Consider the following 17078-nt stretch of genomic DNA (forward strand, 5'->3'; position numbering starts at 1 on the left):
CAAAAATCCCCTTAGAATGAACGATCGTTCGCTTGAGGGTAATACCGATGGAACTTGCGATAGTGGTTGAGCTTTTGCAGATGCAAAGTGACCGATCGGCGAAGATCCCTATCACGCGAGTAGAACAGCGGGTCAAATCGCTTTCCACTGCGAATCAAACCACGCACCCGTTTCGCGAGCTCGGGATCGCGTAGGTAGCGCATGAGCAGACGATCGGGAACCATCGAGTACAAGATCTCCTCGTGGACCTCATCGCGCTCCCGTGAAAGACCTTTAACTAAGTCGTCAACCATCGGAATCATTGGGTTGTGCCCAGCGGCGGTCATGTACCAGCTGTTACGACCAATTCGCGGATTGACTTCAAAGAAGAGCGCCCGTCCATCGCGTGGATCAATTTTCACGTCAAAATTCGCAAACCCACGGTAGTTGGCAGCCTCGAGAATACGCTGAGCATCCGCCCACAACTGCGGGAAAGATTCAGTAATCATGGCAACCGGATTGCCGATCATGGTCGGCGCATGGTCCTCAAGAAGCACGCGCGCTGACCCGATCAGCGTCATGCGTCCCTTCGAGTCCACATACGCGGTCACCGAGCGCATCTGCGTGTTGTCACCAGGAATCAGCTCCTGAACAACGAAGTCTCCCTTAAAACCGACCTCGCCCAAACGTGCCCACAGTTCATCGAGTTCTTGGGCACTCTCGACAAACCAGATCTTGCGCTTTCCTTCGAATTCCAGCCCATCGTAGTCATTGCCTCGAGCAGCTTTAGCGACCACGGGAAAGGCAAAGGGAATCTTAGGCGCAACCCAGGCCTCGGCAGTGGAGAAATCACGGAAAGAAACAACGACGGTTGCCGGCGTAGGAACGCCCAAATCGTTGCATAAGCGAGCGAATGCCCCCTTGTCGGTCACATAGTCGATAACTTCCATGGAGGGGAAGGGCAATGCGTAATGAGCGCTGAGCGCATCCCAATTCCTCGCGACGAACTCGGAATGGAGGTCATGATTGGCGACCAGAACCAAAGCATGATCGGAATAGGTCGATGCAATGCGCATCAAAGTCTCAAGCAAAACCTCATCTGAGGCATGCGCAATGATCGGCTCGACATGGCAAAACGACGAGCGCGCGATTGAAACCGTCGGAGCATGGGAAAGGACGATCGAAGTAGCCCCGTAGGCCTCGTGGAAAGAACGCGCCAAAGCGTAGACTCCAAAATCTCCGCCCAAAAGAACAGGCTGCACAGGAGCGTCGGCCACAGTCATCGTTTCTCTTTCGCTCGATAGAGGTGAACCCCTCCAGCATAGCGGAAGGGGTTCACACACAGGGGACTACGCGCTCAGACATTAAAGCCGATCGCGCGAAGCTGTTCACGTCCATCGCTGGTGATTCGATCTGGACCCCAGGCTGGCATCCAGACCCAATTGATCAGAACATCGTTGGAAAGCGGAGCTAACACCATCTGAGCTTGACGTTCGATCACATCGGTCAGGGGGCAAGCAGCGGAGGTCAGCGTCATATCAATGACAACGGCATCATTGGACGAGATGTTGATCCCATAGACCAGGCCAAGGTCAACAATATTGATCCCAAGTTCGGGATCGATAACGTCCTTAAGCGCCTCGAGGACATCGACTCCAGCGATAGTCCCATCTTCTCTGATATCAGTGCCCTCAATATTGAAAATGTTCCCAGGAGCGGGCGCATCGCTGTGAGAGGCAGCTGACTCTGGCAGAGCCGAGGCCGCAGGAGCAAAGCGTTGCTCAACGGCATCGTTTTGTGCCATCGGGTTGGAAGAAGTATCCATTACTCGTTTTCTCCTGCAATATCGGTTCCAAGCTGAGCGAGAGCATCGCGCAGCGCATACCAACCAAGAAGCGCGCACTTGACACGATTGGGGAACTGAGAAGTTCCCTCCAAGGCAGCCGCGTCTTCTAATAGGTCCAAAGTGTCTTCATCCACGCCTTGCCCTCGTGAATGCATCATTGTTTCCATCGCGGAATAGAGCTCACGTACTCGAGCAAGATCCGCACCTGCAACCATGTCAGAAAGCATCGAGAGGGATGCCTGAGAGATCGAACAGCCGTCCCCATCCCACGCTAAGGACTCGATGACACCGGAGTCACTCAGTGTCACGCCCAAGGTCGTTTCGTCTCCGCAGGTTGGATTGACCTGATGAGAAGAGGCGGATAACTCAGTGGGATTACCGCAGCCGTGACGCTCACGAGCATGATCGAGAATCACCTGCTGGTACATCTGTTCCAAGCTTGACATCAGCAACCTCCAAAATAGGAACGAACCTGGCCAAGTGCTTCAATAAAACGGTCGACCTCTTCACGTGTCGTAGTCGGCCCGATTGAGGCGCGCGACGAAGAACGAACACCAAAGAAGCTATGAAGCGGAATCGCGCAGTGATGGCCGACTCGCACCGCAACATCATGAGAATCAAGAACTTGACCCACATCATGAGGATGAACTCCATCAACGGCGAAAGCAACAACACCGATACGTTCAAATTCTGAGCCGGGCCCAAGAACACGTACTCCGTCGATTCCGCTAATTCCGTCAAGCATGTAGGCGGTTAAAACGCGCTCGTGTTCGGCAACGCGGTCCATGCCAATAGCGGATAGGTATCGTAGCGCCGCACTCCAGCCAACAATTTGAGCGATGGGCTGGCTACCAGCTTCAAATCGTTCAGGAGCCGGCATGAAACTCGAGCTCTCCATAGTGACGTTTTCGATCATTGAACCACCGGTGAGAACCGGAGGCATCGCGTCGAGGAGCTCTCTCTTGCCCCAAAGCGCGCCGACTCCCGTTGGGCCGAGCATCTTATGCGAAGAAAAGACGGCGAAATCGACGCCCAAGTCGCGAACGTTGATTGGCATGTGCGCACTGGACTGACAGGTATCCAAGAGAACCAAGGCGCCACACTCGCGTGCCCGAGAAACAATTTGGTTCACGGGTGAGACAGCACCGGTCACATTTGAGACATGGGTAAAGGCGACTACTCGCGTACGCTCGTTAATGACATCGAGTGTATCGGTATCGATTCGTCCGTCCTCATGCAAATCAAGCCAGCGCAGTTCGGCACCGGTTGCCTGACACAACTGCTGCCAGGGAACAAGGTTCGCATGGTGTTCAGCCCTAGTTACGACAATGCGATCCCCCGGAGCGAGCGCAAGAGGGTTGCCTGCGCTCTCCCCCAGCCCAGTCGCATTGCGAATCGCCAAGGCCACAAGATTAATCGCCTCGGTTGCATTCTTCGTCCACACGATTTCGTCGGCTCGCGCACCGATAAAGCTTGCAAGGACCGAGCGACCTTCTTCAAAAGCGGCAGTTGATTCATCGCCAAGGAGGTGAGTTCCCCGATGCACTGCCCCATTAGTCGAGCGATAAAAGTCAGTGATTGCTTCAATCACTGGTGTCGGCTTTTGTGAAGTCGCACTGAAATCGAGATAAGCGATCGCCTGGCCGCCGCGGCCGACACGTCCCAAGATGGGAAAGTCGGCACGCAGGCGGCTCAGCTCACGAAGCGAAAAATCTTCAGACACGGATCAGGGTCACTTCTCCAAGTAGGAATCGTAGCCGTTCTCTTCAAGCTCATCGGCCAGTTCAGGACCGCCCTGCGCAGCAACCTGACCGTTCACGAAGACGTGAACATGGCTGGGCTTGATGTAGCGCAAAATGCGAGTGTAGTGGGTAATGAGCATGACGCCGCAACCGGTGTTTCCATGGACGCGGTTCACGCCTTCAGAGACGATACGCAAGGCATCAACGTCAAGACCGGAGTCAGTCTCATCCAAAATCGCGAAGGAAGGCTTGAGGAGCTCCATCTGCAGGATCTCAAGGCGCTTCTTTTCACCACCGGAGAAGCCGACGTTGACATCACGTTCGGCGAAGCTGGGATCCATGCGCAGGTTTTCCATTGCCTGGTTGACGTCCTTGACCCAGTGACGCAGCTGAGGCGCTTGGCCGTCGATGGCGGTCTTGGCGGTACGCAGGAAGTTCGAGACGGAAACACCCGCAACCTCAACCGGGTACTGCATTGCCAAGAAGAGGCCCGCCTTGGCGCGCTCATCGACGCTCATGTCAAGAATCGAGGCGTCATCGAGGTAGGCTTCACCGCTGGTGATCTCGTAGGCGGGGTGCCCCGCGAGAGCATAAGCCAAGGTGGACTTACCAGAGCCATTGGGGCCCATGATTGCGTGAATCTCACCGGAGTTAATGGTCAGATTAACGCCCTTCAAAATTTCCTTCGGGCCTTCAGCGGTCTCAACCGATGCGTGAAGGTCTTTAATCGTCAAAGTCGACATTGTTATTCTCCTCTTCGGCGCTAGACGCCGCACTGTAGTTCTCGTACTACTGTCGTGTAGCCTCAGGCGCCAAGAGCGGCGCGTTCCAGTTCCTTTTCGATGGCGTTCATCAGGTGTTCCTGCACCTGGGGCACGCCGATTTGCTCAATGAGTTCGGCAAAGAAGCCTCGCACGACCAGACGTCGTGCATCGGCCTCGGCAATTCCGCGGCTCATGAGATAGAAGAGTTGTTCATCATCGAAGCGTCCCGTTGCCGAGGCGTGGCCTGCTCCGATGATTTCACCATTCTCGATCTCCAAGTTCGGGACAGAGTCTGCCTTCGCACCTTCACTGAGCACAAGATTGCGGTTGAGCTCGTAGGTATCGGTTCCATCGGCAGCTTCACGAATGAGGCAGTCCCCGATCCACACCGAGTGAGCGTCTTTCCCCTGCAACGCACCCTTGTAGGTCACGCGAGAGTAGCAATTAGGCTGCGAATGATCAACGAAGACTCGGTGTTCCAAGTGCTGACCCGAATCAACGAAGTACAGGCCGAGCATGGTGAGCTCGCCACCGGGGCCTCGGTAATCGGTGTCGGAGCAGATACGCACTAAGTCGCCACCCAAGGTCACGATGATGTGACGGACCTTCGCGTCGCGTCCGATCGCAATACGGTGGTTGGAGGCGTGCAGGAATTCATCATCCCATTCTTGAATGGAAACGATCGTAAGGTCCGAGGCGTCACCTGCCTCGATCTCAACGGTCTGATTGAGCGCGCCATGCCCGCCGCCTCGATGATTCATGACAATGGTGGCGACCGATTGCGACTCGACGCGAAGGGCTAGATGCTGGACTCGAGTCGCCTCGTCTCCATCAATGTCAATCATGATCGGAGCCGATAGCTCGGTCTTCTTCGGAACCGTAACAATCTGTGCGCTTGTGAAGGCGTTCCATGCCACAACCGAAGTACGGTCTCCGGGCGCAAGCACGCTACCAAGACGTTGATCATCACGAGTAACTTCTTCAACAAGGACTTCTTCGGGAGCATCGATACGCACACCCAAAGATTCAGACTCAAAGTTCTGAGTTTCGAAGAGTTTCTCAATGCGACGCATTGGAGTAAAACGCCAGTCTTCTTCACGTCCGTGAGGGACGGCGATATCGCTCAGCGAAAACGAGGTCGGGCGATCTCCACGCGAGGAATGTGCCACCGGGGCTCCCGCTCCATGAGAATGCGGACGGGCCATGGTCTCTTGGGTCGTCATCAGCCAACAGATCCTTCCATCTGCAATTCAATAAGTCGGTTTAATTCGAGGGCGTATTCCATAGGAAGTTCCTTGGCAATCGGCTCAACAAAGCCGCGCACGATGGTCGCCATGGCCTCGTTCTCATCCAAGCCGCGGCTCATCAGATAGAAAAGCTGGTCCGCAGACACCTTAGAGACCGTTGCCTCGTGTCCCATTTCAACGTCGTCCGTGCGCACGTCGACATAGGGGTAGGTATCGGTACGCGAAACCTTGTCGACCAAAAGCGCATCACACAGAACATTCGACTTGGAATGACGTGCTCGCGCATTGATTTGCACGAGGCCACGGTAGGAGGTACGCCCACCGCCGCGAGAGACCGACTTTGAGACGATCGAAGAAGACGTATGCGGCGCCATGTGCACCATCTTTGCGCCTGTATCTTGCTGCTGCCCGGGACCGGCGAAGCCGATCGACAAGGTCTCGCCGCGGGCATGTTCACCCATGAGGAAGCATGCCGGGTACTTCATAGTGATGGCGGCACCCATATTGCCGTCAACCCATTCCATGGTCCCGCCCTCTTCAACCATGGCACGCTGAGTCACCAAGTTAAGGACGTTAGTCGACCAGTTCTGAACCGTCGTGTAGCGAACGCGAGCGCCCCTCTTAACGAAAATCTCGATGACACCGGAGTGCAAGGAATTCTCGTCATAAATCGGAGCGGTACAACCCTCAACATAGTGGACGTAAGAACCCTCGTCCGCGATGATGAGCGTTCGTTCGAACTGTCCCATTGCCTGAGTGTTAATGCGGAAGTAGGCCTGCAGAGGAATGTTCACATGCACACCCGGCGGAACGTAGACGAAAGATCCACCCGACCACGCAGCTGTGTTGAGTGCAGAGAACTTGTTGTCACCGGAAGGAACACACTTACCGAAATATTCTTCGAAGATTTCGGGATGTTCACGCAAACCAGTGTCTGTGTCCGTGAAAATCACACCTTGACGTTCAAGATCTTCTTGAATCTGCTGGTAGACGACCTCGGACTCATACTGAGCCGCGACACCCGAAACAAGGCGGTTCTTTTCGGCTTCTGGAATGCCCAGACGATCGTAGGTATCGCGAATTTCTTCAGGAAGGTCTTCCCAGTCATTAACCTGACGATCAGTCGGACGCACGTAGTACTTGAATGCATCGAAATCAACGTGCGACAAATCCGGACCCCAGGTGGGCATCGGCTTGCGTTCGAAGAGTTCCAACGCCTTGAGGCGGCGTTCACGCATCCACTGAGGTTCATCCTTTACATCGGAGATGTAACGAACGACCGACTCGTTGATCCCAAGAGGGACGTCTTTCGAATAGTCATCGTTATCGTGCCACCCATACTCATAGGCGCCGATGGAACTGATGATCTCATCGTCACTCAGAGTAGTTGCGTCGGTGACCGGTGGTGACTGGGTCATATTTTTCCTCGTCAATTCGGTTATTTCTGGAGTGCGAGCTACTTGCGAAGAGCGGCTCGCGCTGCGGGTGAGATCACGGGCGTTGCCACAGGAATGTGGGTTGTACACACATGTTCTCCGCCTGCAAGGGTTGCAAGTCGTTGGACATGAACATTGAGTAGTCGCGAGAAAGCGGCAGTTTCAGCCTCACAGAGCTGCGGAAAGTCACCGGCAACTTGCCGGATCGGGCAGTGGCCTTGACACAGTTGCACAGCAAATCCGCCTCCGCCGATCTCTCGCACTGTTGCAGCGTAGCCATCAGCAGTCAGGGCGTCAGCAAGCGCTTGAGCGCGCAAGCGAGGGTCATGTCCAGCTTCGCGAACAGTCGAGGCGTAGCGCCTTTCAATTTCGCGCGAACGAGCAGCGGCAAAAGAGTCAATGGCTTCTCCCCCACCAACTTGCCCGAGATAACCCAATGCCTTGACGGCCAGGTCAGAGTAGCTATCGGAAAGCTTTTCGTGAGCACGCGCGGTTGCGACGTAATGACGGGCCGGACGTCCCCTGCCGCGGCGACCAACCTGAGCAAACTCATGCTCTGCAATTTCACTGTCGGAAAGCAGAATCGTCAGGTGCCTGCGCACCGCAGCGGTTGTCAACCCAAGGATCCGTGCAATCGTTGATGCTGTGACGGGCCCCTTTTCGACAACAAGATCACGCACCTGCTGCCGGGTGCGCGCATCACTGATTTCCACGCTGCCCTCCAAGCGAATCTACATTCACAACTCTTGAATCTCAGGAAAATCATACGCTCTTTAAGCAACATTTTCGTTGCGAAATACCCGGTAGAACAGGCGACTCATGTCACAGAATTTGGGCCGAAGGTCCTGAATCTATCGAAGCCAAGGGGATGATACCCCTCTGAGTTCCCATCCGCGCCTGCGTGCTGCTTCGGTTGCAAGAACAGCGCAGACCGTCGAGGCGTTGTGCAAACGCCCCTGCAATGCCGCAGTGACGGCATCATCGAGCTTGACCCACTGATATTCGAAATCAGCCTCTTCATCTTCTCGATCGAAGGGAGTCTGTGTCTGTGAGAGCTCGCGTGCGAGGAAAATACGGATCGATTCCGACGAGCAGCCCGGGGAATTAAAGATATCCAGGAGAACATCCCATTGCTCCGCAACAAGGTCTGCCTCTTCGGCGAGTTCTCGCTGAGCTCCAACCAGCGGGTCTTCTCCCGGAATGTCGAGGAGTCCAGCCGGTACTTCCCATAGCTTGGCGCCGACCGGGTGACGGTACTGACGTTCGAGGAGAATCTCTTCTTCTCCCCCGTCACCGCGAAGAGCGACGATAACGACCGCCCCCGGATGAGACATGTACTCGCGAAGGATCGGTTCCTGTGCTTCATTCAGGACTAATTCGTCGCGCTGAATACCGAAAACCTTTCCAGAAAAAACCTCGCGCGACGAAAGAGTCTGAACGGGAACGTGTTGGTCACGAATCTCAGTCATGGTCATTCCTCACTGGGCCGGAGGGAAAATTGCACTTGCGCCGCTACCGACACCGAAGGAACGTGCGCTTGAGTGGGCATCTTTCAGCGCCAAAACCGCCGAAATTGTTCCCTGCGTAGTTCCGACTTGATCAACGGTTGTTGCCGGAACATTCCCGCGACGCAGAGCTGTGAGAGTAGAACGATCAGTCGAAGCATCACCCAAGATGAGGCCACCGGCAGGCGCATTCCCAATAGTCTTTGCCAGGCCTTCCCATGATGCCTGTGATGCGAGCGAGGAAGGATCTGCCGTCTGCGTATTTGCACTAGTGTTGCCACGAGGTGCGACGACAACGATAGCCTGGGCACCGCCCTGCGGATCCTTGGTCATGCGCATAACGGGAGTATCTCCCCCGGTAAGAATCTGCTTGACAAGATCAGGTTCAGATCCGCTCTGAGTCAGAGAGGTGACGATCGCCTGTCCGATGACTGCCTCTGCACCGGCATCACCGGCAAGACCGGTCAGGTGCGAAGCCAAAGGAGTTGCAAGGGTGTTGCGGAAAGTTGCAGAGTCGGCGCTGAGCCACGTGTTGGTAAGCTCAACCTCACCAACGACCTGAGCGCCTGCAGTTCCAAGCGTATCTCGCATGGAAGCAACATCTGAGCTATCACTTCCAGGAACAGTCACGATCGCAACTGAAACGCCGTTGAGCGATCCTGCAAGGCGCCCCTGGGCGAGCTCTGCAACAGCGCGAGCTTCAATTTTGCTATTGTTCTGAGCCTGCGCCAGTGCCTCATTTGACGAGGCCGTCGAGGTAGTGGGCGTCAAACCGGAAGAAATACGCGATTGCAGCGGCCCTGCACCCAGGACAACCCCCAAGCACAGTGCAACAAAAACCGCGATCAAAGACACGATGTGATAGCGAAAGTTGACCATGTTTTCTTCCTTAGAACGTGACAGTTTCAGTCCAGTGGACTAGATCGGAACTAGCAGAATTTGACGGGGACCACAATTGCGAGATCCAATTCCAGACACTCATATAGAGGTCATGCCCCCACGGAGTAGCCCAAAGTGCCACTCCCATCGACGCGAAAAGCACGCATGCAAGGAGGAAGAGCCATCCGCCTCGAATACGACTCCGGTATGTTGCACTCACTGCATGGGCTGGAATCAACAAATCACCAGCTCGCAAGCGAATCAAAAAAGCGGGAGTAACGACGGAACGAGGCAGTTCAAGGTAGTCCTCGAGTTCGCGCGCATCGCCAGCGACGACAATCGCTGCGGGATCCATAAAGCTCAGAAGACTAATTGCGACATCTTGAGCCGAGGCACTGAGATCGATCTGATGGTAGTCGATCCCCATACGATTCAAACGGTCGCGCCCCTGATCTCCTTCATGTGCACGAGGAACGACAATCTCTGCACCTGAACGAATGATCTTGTCAGGCACCTCGGTCATGTCTCCAACGATAATGGCGGGTTTAAGATGCGCACGCTTTGCGCGCAATGCGCCGCCTTCAACTGCCACCACAAGCGGTTGCGTATCGCGAATCCACTGGCCAAGATCACGCAACTGCTGGCTCGCACGCGGGGAATCGCAGACGAGCAGGACCTGACGGCCACTAACCTGCGTCGCAAGCTCCGGGTAGCCCTCCCCTCGTAGGACGCCCGCACCTTCATATTCCAAGAATGTCGAGGTCGAGGCCTCGAAAGCTTGAAGTTGGTCGGAGAGAGCCTGATCCACATCAGGAATGTCTGAGGGAAGATCCTTCAGCGAGTCATAGCGGTGCCCCTGAGCGACTCGCTTGCCTTCTCGTAGGATGTCCGTTCCCTTGACTGTAATCGAATCACCATCTTTAAGCGCCCAGACATCAGATCCACAATCATCGAGGAGAACGATACCCGCATCGATCAGTGTCTGAGGGCCTCGGCTACGCACGCGTCCAGTGACCGATAGCGCCGCATTGATGACGAGCTGCACGCCACTTTCAATGAGGAGCTCGGCATCTGCCTGTGTAAGATCGTTATCCTCGATGAGCAGGAAATCGCCTTCATCAATTGTCGGAATCTTCTGATGGAGATCGCGCGCAATCCATACGCGGCCCTCAACCGAGGTACTCCTGCTACCTGAAAGTCCTGATTTTTCTTGGCTCACGCTTCCGATTGTGGCATGTCCAGCCCCAAGAGTTCATAAGCATGCCGGCGCGCCGCCTCAGAGTGCGCATCCCCACTCATCATCCGCGCAAGCTCCCCTGCTCGCTCTTCTCCTTCGAGCACGCGGATACTGGTACGTCCATCATTCTTCTCAATTAAAAGATGGTGATCCGCATAAGCAGCAACCTGCGCAAGGTGGGTGACGACAACGACTTGATGATGCTCAGCAAGACGCGCAAGACGGGCTCCCACTTCTACAGCGGTTTTCCCGCCGATTCCAGAATCGACCTCGTCAAAAATAAAGGTCACATCGGAGTCAGATTCACCCAAAAGCACTTCTAAAGCCAGCATGACTCGCGAGAGCTCACCGCCGGATGCCCCGACGCCAAGCGGGCGTGGCGGGGCTTGTGGGTGGGGTTGCAAAAGCATGACCGGATCTTCCAAACCGGTGGATGAGGGCGAATGCTCCTCCCATGACACAGTAAAATTCGCATCCGGCATCGAAAGTGCGTGAAGTTCACTCGTGACTTTCGCGCTCAATTCCGCGCCAAGTTGTCGGCGTGACGCAGCGAGTCTGTCGCCCCATTCAAGAACAGCTGTTTGAGCCTGCGCTAAAGCCCGCTCAAGGGATTCGGGGTTATCATCTTCACCGGTTAGCGCCTGCAAGCGGGCACGAGCTTCCTTCTCCCATTCAAGAAGTCCGCTAATATCTGCTGCTCGCCCTTCCATCAACTGGCGCAAAGATGCACGACGGGCGTGTAGTGCCGCTAGCGTTTCAGGATCGGCCTCGACGGTAGAGAGATAGTGCGCTAGGTCGTCACGTACTGCCGATAATTCAAGGGCGGATTGCTTAAAGCGTTGGCCGATAGCGGTCAGCGAATGATCGAAACGCGCCGCCGTACGTAGGCAATCCAGCGCCCGTCCAATGAGATCAATAACCCCATCCGTGTCCTCGTCTCCTTCTAAGAAGGCAAGCGAAGCTCCAACATGGCGACGCAGGTCCTCCGTATTCGTCAGGCGTTGGATCTGCGAAAGCATTTCTTCCTCTTCGCCTTCGTGTGGGCGGAGGGCATCGAAAAGTTCCAGAGCCTGGCTCAGGCGGGCAATCTCTTCTTCCCGCTCGCTACTAGAGCGGCGCACCTCACGAAGACGATTGGCTATCTCCACCGCTTTCTTCCACGCATGCCCGTAGGAGGCCAGCAATTCTTTATGCTGAGCATCTCCATAGGAGTCCAAAGCGTCTCGCTGAGCTGATTGCGAGCGCAGACGCAACTGATCAGATTGGCCGTGAATCGTCACCAAGGAGCCAACAATTCGTGACAGCGCTGAGGCCGGCATTGCGCGCCCGCCCAAGGCAGCCCGAGAACGCCCGTTCAATGGAACGGTACGAGAGACATACAAAAGACCGTCATCAACAGCCCCGCCCATCTCGTCAATTTCTTGAGCGATCGATGGAGGAACTGAAAAAACGCCATCGACGCTCGCCCGTGCAGCGCTCTCGTCCTCCCCTTCTCGGCGGACCATCTGCGGGTCGGCGCGCCCACCCAGCAAAAGATTGAGCGAGGTCAGCACCATGGTTTTACCAGCACCGGTTTCCCCAGTGAGCACCGTAAAGCGCGGGCCAAAGTCAACGTGTGCGCTTTCAATGACGCCGAGGTTGTCGATGTCCAATGACTCGATCATGAAGCGTTCCCCTCCGGAGTTCTCCACCCCCGCACGGGTAGGTTAAACCTAGTCACGAGGCGCTCAGAAAAAGGAGTGTGTGACATCCGGACCAAGCGAACCGGGTTCGCCGAAACCTTGGCAATGACAGATGTTCCCGAAGGAGCCACGGTACGCCGGTGCCCATCACACCACACTTCCGGCGCGCTCCAATTCTCTTCATTGATGAATACTTCGATTGTTGAACTAGGCCCGACAACAAGAGGACGAGTAAAGAGACCGTGCGCTGCAATCGGAGAAATGACAACAGCCTCAGTATCTGGCCAGACAACCGGCCCGCCTGCAGAGAAGGAGTAGGCCGTTGACCCGGTCGGCGTTGACAAAATCATGCCGTCAGCACCGTAAGTAGAAACATCCTGTCCGTCGACAACGAGAATCAGATGAACCGGGTGCGCTGGATCGGTGTGCTTCACGACTGCGTCGTTGAGTGCCCAGTCTTCGATGGTGTTATCGCCGGGAAGCTTGATGGAGACATCAAGTGTTGAGCGCTTTTCAACGTCAAAATCACCCGTAGCAAGACGATGCATGAGCTTCGGTATCGACTCGGGAGAGGCCTCGGCAAGGAAACCCATATGGCCGGCGTTAATTCCCAAAAGAGGAATGTCGTAACGACGAGCACTTTCTGCCGCGGCAAGAATCGTTCCATCGCCGCCCATCGCCAAAACAAGTTCGGGAGAATCGCCGTCTGCTACTTCTGATTTGAGCGGGTCTTCGCTCACAACCGCGATACCGAGCTGTTCCAACTCGCGCATTGCGACTTCAGTTGCTGCAATAGCAGCAGGGCGTTGAACGTGGCGAACTAAGAGAATTTTCTTCACGAGGCCGATCCCTCCTGCGTATCGCGGGCAGAGTTCGCCGCGCGCGTGCGTCCAGCAGGCCCCTCGAGGACTGCTCTGTCGATAGCTCCTGGAATTTGATCTTCTTCAAGAGCATTGGGATGGTCAGCGCGCATATAAACAAAATACTCGACGTTTCCAGAAGGTCCGGGAAGCGGCGAGGCCTCAACGGCGGCGATCCCAAGGCCCAGATTTCGCGCGCACTCGATAACTTTGGCAATGGTCTCTCGATGGTGATCGAGATTCCTCACCACTCCACCACTTCCGAGACGGTCTTTACCAATTTCGAATTGCGGTTTAACCATGAGGAGGAAATCTGCTTTCGGGTCCGCTACAGCAACCAGGGCAGGAAGCACGAGGGTCAAGGAAATAAATGAAAGATCCCCCACGACCAACTGCGGTGCCGGGTCGATATCTCCCGTTTTCATGAGCCGTACATTCGTCCGGTCCATGACTTCCACACGGGGATCGCTTTGAAGACGCCACGCTAATTGGCCGTATCCAACATCAACTGCAACGACACTCGCCGCACCTCGACGAAGCAGGACATCAGTAAAGCCCCCAGTCGAGGCCCCCGCGTCCATGCATCGCCGTCCTTCAACAGTAGGTGCACGATCTGCCAGGGCATCGAGGGCACCTGCAAGCTTAAAGGCGCCTCGAGAGACGTAGTCCGGATCATCTCCCTGAGTGATGACCAAAGCCTGCGCCGGATCCATTTGGCGTGCGGGTTTTTCAACAACCTGTCCGTCAAGAAGGACGCGTCGCTGCGCAATCAACTCTTGTGCGTGAGAACGCGAGCGCACCATGTTCCGCCGAACAAGTTCTGAATCGATACGACGCAATTTCATGGGGCAATGCGCTCCTCAAGCTTGCGCCGAAGGCGCAGATCGAGCTGTTCAAGCAGCTCGATCTGCTGCGCGACTGGGAGTTCATCGAAGTTATCGGGCAACGACGAGCTCCCCGTCTCGCTCACTTCAGACGGCATAATCAGTCGTCCTGCTCGTCAAGATCAGCGGTTTCTGCGAGAAGTTCTTGGAGGTCTTCTTCGCCGGGAAGAAACTCAAGTGCCTCTTCACCTTCCGCAGTCTGTTCAGCAATAGAAACAGGCGCCTCAACAGTTTCTTCTTCGAGCGCCTCGAAGACACCAGAGGGGTCATCGTTGGCAACGACCGTCACAGTCGGGCAAACCACGTCAAGATCGGAAGAAGAATCCCACGCTGCAGCGGCAAGCGCACGATAGGAATCGATCGTGATGACTGCGCCTTCACGCAATTCAACGTCATCCAGGGTCAGATGGCCGTCGCGTCGCAGGCGCGCGACCTGCGAGACGCCGCAGGTCCAGGTTCCATCCGCGTGGTGCTTCGGCGACGGGTGTTCTTCAAGCAATCCGCGCATATCCATTGCGAGATAACTGGGGCGCTGGCCCCTGGGCGCACAAATTACCGCGCGAGCGTCGTGGACACCGGTAAGAACATGCAGTGCCGGGATTCCGGCCGCAACAGCGCCGAGAATATCGGTTTCGAGGCGGTCTCCGACTGCAATTGGATTCTCACTATCAAGGAGCTCGGCAGCGCGCTGATAGATACCGGGTTCAGGCTTGCCTGCAGCAACCGGACGCTTCCGGGTCGCGTAGCTCACCGCACGCACAAGCGCGCCATTTCCAAGTGCGAATCCGCGTTCCTGCGGGAGTGTTGCATCGAGGTTCGTCGCAAAATACTGCGCGCCGCGCTGCAAGGCAAAGGCGGCCTCGGTAAGTTGAGCCCAGGTCACCGAGGCATCAAAGCCTTGGACAACCGCCGCGGGTTCCTCGTCAGCACTGTCAACGAGAACATAGCCGGCTTCGCGGAGTGCTTGACGCAAGCCTTCTCCGCCAACCACGTATACCGATGCTCCCTCGTCGAGGTGCTCGCTCATCACAGCAATAACGTCCATCGCCGAGGTCATGATGTCCTTCGGCTCGGCTTTGAAGCCCAGTTCCTTGAGCTGTTCGGCAACAGTGAGCGGAGTACGCGAAGCATTGTTCGTTACGAAACCGATCTTCAGGCCGGCTTCGCGCGCTTCTTCAGCGGCCGTAGCTGCGTGTTCGATAGGAAGCTTGCCAGAGTAGGCAGTACCGTCAAGATCCAGAAGAGCCGCGTCAAAGTTCGTGTAGAGCGCTCCCTTCGAGCCTTTCAGCGGTGAACGTCGATCATCGACATCCGCATCGGCAAAAAGACCAACGTCAACAATGTCGGGATCTTCTTCCTCTTCAGGAATGTTTGCCTCAACCTGATCAGCTTCCTCATCTCGGCCAAGTTCGCGCAAACGATCTGCCTGAACCGACATCAGGCGGCGAAGGAACTCAGGATCAGCATCCTCACCAAGAGCAGCGATCGCGTCATCGACAATAACGAGGCCGACTTCATTTTGCCCCAAATCTGCGCGCGCACCTGAGGAGACGAGAACCAACTCAACCTGCTCTGCAAGGTCGAGCTGAGAGGTATCCGTCTGGTCAATGATTTCAATCGCTCGCTCAGGACGCCCAAGTCCGCGTTCGCAGTCGGCTTCAATGGCGCGCAAAGAGAGGTCTCCGCGCAAGCGACGCATCGCACGCACCTCACGCAGTGCTTCTTCGTAGTGTCCTGCAGCGTAAGCCGTCAGCGCCGAGGCCTCACGGACAACGTCGACACGGCCTGCGCGAGAAGCTGCAGCTTTCGCGTGCTTGTATGCGAGCTCAGGATCGAGGTCGATCAACTGACCGGCCATAACAAGGTGTCGAGCGACAATGTCGCTGTTGATCCCCGAAAGCGTTGCCAGGGAACGCAACGCATCTTTATCGAGTTCTTCAGCTGATACGCCGGCGGGGATAGTTGGTTCATCTCCGTTGGGTGCGGTGTATTCGTCGCGCGAACGAGGTGCGCTGCTGCGCTTCGTATCTCGGAAATCGCGTCCTGTGCCTCGGCGGTCGTCGCGTCCTGAGAAGCGACGGTCGCGAGAATCCCTATCAAAACGCCCCGAACGCTCGCCGTCAAAGCGACGCTCACGAGAATCAGAAGAACGGAAATCACGCTCAGAACGGTCAAAACGGCGACCATCGCGCTGATCGCCACGATCAAAACGCGAACGATCGGAACGCTCACCCCCACGACGGTCATCGCGATCAAAACGACGGCTCCCTCGGCGGTCGTCGCGTCCTGAGAAGCGACGGTCGCGAGAATCCCTGTCAAAACGCCCCGAACGCTCGCCGTCAAAGCGACGCTCACGAGAATCAGAAGAACGGAAATCACGCTCAGAACGGTCAAAACGACGACCATCGCGCTGATCACCACGATCAAAACGCGAACGATCGGAACGCTCACCCCCACGACGATCATCACGATCAAAACGACGACCATCAAAATTGCCACGGTCGCGATCGGAAAAGCGTCCCTGACGGTCGAAACCTTGCCCACCATCACGCGAGGAACGTCGATCAGAAGAATTGAAACGGCGCGGTCCACGAGAAGAATCGCCGCGAGAGTATGAACCGCCGTCTCCCCTTGATCCACGTCCGCGACGCTGCGAGGAGTCAAACCTATCTGCCACAATTCCTACTTTCTTCGGGCCCTTCGACCGCACCTATCTTGAATTAAAACTATGAACGCATCCAGCATAATGGGCGAGTAGCAAACAAGCCAGCGCGCTTGACAACCTGTGGATTGCCAAAAACTGTGGGATTGGCCTCGTCGACCGCGTTGCGTAAATCGTATCTAAGTGTCGTATCACCCAACCTAGGCATCGTCGCGGTAGTCGGCCGCTCGCTCGCCTTGCGAGCATCAGTATATAAAGGTTTGGCCCCGGGACCGTGTGGGTTCCGGGGCCAAGCCGTTGAGTGTGTTGTGGCGGTGTCCTACTCTCCCACACCCTCCCAGGTGCAGTACCATCG

Annotated in this window: 16 protein-coding genes; all 16 read right to left on the bottom strand. The window is 55.9% G+C overall.

Annotation, left to right across the window (positions count from 1 at the left end):
* Positions 1 to 11: 11 nt before the first annotated feature.
* Positions 12 to 1262 carry a carboxylate--amine ligase gene (locus HMPREF1627_RS09855; RefSeq protein WP_034503543.1) on the bottom strand — a complete coding sequence of 417 codons (1251 nt, stop codon included), beginning with the start codon at positions 1260 to 1262 and terminating at the stop codon, positions 12 to 14.
* A gap of 74 nt (positions 1263 to 1336) precedes the next feature.
* Positions 1337 to 1804, bottom strand: a complete 468-nt coding sequence (locus HMPREF1627_RS09860) for a metal-sulfur cluster assembly factor (RefSeq protein ID WP_034503545.1) — start codon at positions 1802 to 1804, stop codon at positions 1337 to 1339.
* Entirely contained in the window at positions 1804 to 2271 is a 468-nt protein-coding gene (gene sufU, locus HMPREF1627_RS09865; protein WP_034503547.1) for a Fe-S cluster assembly sulfur transfer protein SufU, read from the bottom strand. The genes HMPREF1627_RS09860 and sufU overlap by 1 nt, the downstream gene beginning before the upstream one ends.
* A complete protein-coding gene (locus tag HMPREF1627_RS09870; protein ID WP_034503549.1) occupies positions 2271 to 3548 on the bottom strand; it encodes a SufS family cysteine desulfurase in 1278 nt (425 codons plus the stop codon). Before HMPREF1627_RS09870 ends, sufU begins: the two co-directional genes overlap by 1 nt.
* A gap of 9 nt (positions 3549 to 3557) precedes the next feature.
* Positions 3558 to 4310, bottom strand: coding sequence for a Fe-S cluster assembly ATPase SufC (gene sufC / locus HMPREF1627_RS09875; RefSeq protein WP_034503551.1), 753 nt, complete (start codon positions 4308 to 4310; stop codon positions 3558 to 3560).
* Positions 4311 to 4372: 62 nt separating this feature from the next.
* Positions 4373 to 5554, bottom strand: a complete 1182-nt coding sequence (gene sufD, locus HMPREF1627_RS09880; RefSeq protein ID WP_034503553.1) for a Fe-S cluster assembly protein SufD — start codon at positions 5552 to 5554, stop codon at positions 4373 to 4375.
* On the bottom strand, positions 5554 to 6996 hold the full coding sequence (gene sufB / locus HMPREF1627_RS09885; protein ID WP_034503555.1) for a Fe-S cluster assembly protein SufB: 1443 nt from the start codon (positions 6994 to 6996) through the stop codon (positions 5554 to 5556). Before sufB ends, sufD begins: the two co-directional genes overlap by 1 nt.
* Positions 6997 to 7034: 38 nt before the next feature.
* Entirely contained in the window at positions 7035 to 7727 is a 693-nt protein-coding gene (locus tag HMPREF1627_RS09890; protein WP_034503557.1) for a helix-turn-helix transcriptional regulator, read from the bottom strand.
* A gap of 138 nt (positions 7728 to 7865) precedes the next feature.
* Positions 7866 to 8483 (bottom strand): NUDIX domain-containing protein, encoded by a 618-nt coding sequence (locus HMPREF1627_RS09895; RefSeq protein WP_081940820.1) that lies wholly within the window; start codon positions 8481 to 8483, stop codon positions 7866 to 7868.
* A gap of 9 nt (positions 8484 to 8492) precedes the next feature.
* The gene (locus HMPREF1627_RS09900; RefSeq protein WP_034503562.1) at positions 8493 to 9398 is read right to left on the bottom strand and encodes a copper transporter; all 906 of its coding nucleotides are present in this window, start codon (positions 9396 to 9398) and stop codon (positions 8493 to 8495) included.
* 10 nt (positions 9399 to 9408) lie between these two features.
* The gene (steA, locus tag HMPREF1627_RS09905) at positions 9409 to 10617 is read right to left on the bottom strand and encodes a putative cytokinetic ring protein SteA (RefSeq protein ID WP_034503564.1); all 1209 of its coding nucleotides are present in this window, start codon (positions 10615 to 10617) and stop codon (positions 9409 to 9411) included.
* Positions 10614 to 12299: a DNA repair protein RecN gene (gene recN / locus HMPREF1627_RS09910; RefSeq protein ID WP_034503566.1), complete on the bottom strand. Its 1686-nt coding sequence runs from the start codon at positions 12297 to 12299 to the stop codon at positions 10614 to 10616. Before recN ends, steA begins: the two co-directional genes overlap by 4 nt.
* On the bottom strand, positions 12296 to 13156 hold the full coding sequence (locus tag HMPREF1627_RS09915; protein WP_034503568.1) for an NAD kinase: 861 nt from the start codon (positions 13154 to 13156) through the stop codon (positions 12296 to 12298). The genes recN and HMPREF1627_RS09915 overlap by 4 nt, the downstream gene beginning before the upstream one ends.
* Positions 13153 to 14022, bottom strand: a complete 870-nt coding sequence (locus HMPREF1627_RS09920) for a TlyA family RNA methyltransferase (RefSeq protein WP_052040923.1) — start codon at positions 14020 to 14022, stop codon at positions 13153 to 13155. The genes HMPREF1627_RS09915 and HMPREF1627_RS09920 overlap by 4 nt, the downstream gene beginning before the upstream one ends.
* A complete protein-coding gene (locus tag HMPREF1627_RS10580; RefSeq protein WP_173656062.1) occupies positions 14019 to 14159 on the bottom strand; it encodes a hypothetical protein in 141 nt (46 codons plus the stop codon). Before HMPREF1627_RS10580 ends, HMPREF1627_RS09920 begins: the two co-directional genes overlap by 4 nt.
* A gap of 2 nt (positions 14160 to 14161) precedes the next feature.
* Complete coding sequence (locus HMPREF1627_RS09925; protein WP_234305311.1) at positions 14162 to 16738, bottom strand: HAD-IIA family hydrolase; 2577 nt, start codon at positions 16736 to 16738, stop codon at positions 14162 to 14164.
* Positions 16739 to 17078: the final 340 nt, after the last annotated feature.

This window comes from Actinomyces sp. S6-Spd3, assembly GCF_000758755.1.
Lineage (GTDB): Bacteria > Actinomycetota > Actinomycetes > Actinomycetales > Actinomycetaceae > Pauljensenia.

What these genes read in the sequence shown, in the direction of transcription:
- recN (WP_034503566.1), bottom strand. Translation starts at nt 12,299, where the DNA reads ATGATCGAGTCATTGGACATCGACAACCTCGGCGTCATTGAAAGCGCA.
- sufB (WP_034503555.1), bottom strand. Translation starts at nt 6,996, where the DNA reads ATGACCCAGTCACCACCGGTCACCGACGCAACTACTCTGAGTGACGAT.
- sufC (WP_034503551.1), bottom strand. Translation starts at nt 4,310, where the DNA reads ATGTCGACTTTGACGATTAAAGACCTTCACGCATCGGTTGAGACCGCT.
- HMPREF1627_RS10580 (WP_173656062.1), bottom strand. Translation starts at nt 14,159, where the DNA reads ATGCCGTCTGAAGTGAGCGAGACGGGGAGCTCGTCGTTGCCCGATAAC.
- HMPREF1627_RS09860 (WP_034503545.1), bottom strand. Translation starts at nt 1,804, where the DNA reads ATGGATACTTCTTCCAACCCGATGGCACAAAACGATGCCGTTGAGCAA.
- HMPREF1627_RS09920 (WP_052040923.1), bottom strand. Translation starts at nt 14,022, where the DNA reads ATGAAATTGCGTCGTATCGATTCAGAACTTGTTCGGCGGAACATGGTG.
- HMPREF1627_RS09855 (WP_034503543.1), bottom strand. Translation starts at nt 1,262, where the DNA reads ATGACTGTGGCCGACGCTCCTGTGCAGCCTGTTCTTTTGGGCGGAGAT.
- sufD (WP_034503553.1), bottom strand. Translation starts at nt 5,554, where the DNA reads ATGACGACCCAAGAGACCATGGCCCGTCCGCATTCTCATGGAGCGGGA.
- sufU (WP_034503547.1), bottom strand. Translation starts at nt 2,271, where the DNA reads ATGTCAAGCTTGGAACAGATGTACCAGCAGGTGATTCTCGATCATGCT.
- HMPREF1627_RS09895 (WP_081940820.1), bottom strand. Translation starts at nt 8,483, where the DNA reads ATGACTGAGATTCGTGACCAACACGTTCCCGTTCAGACTCTTTCGTCG.
- HMPREF1627_RS09900 (WP_034503562.1), bottom strand. Translation starts at nt 9,398, where the DNA reads ATGGTCAACTTTCGCTATCACATCGTGTCTTTGATCGCGGTTTTTGTT.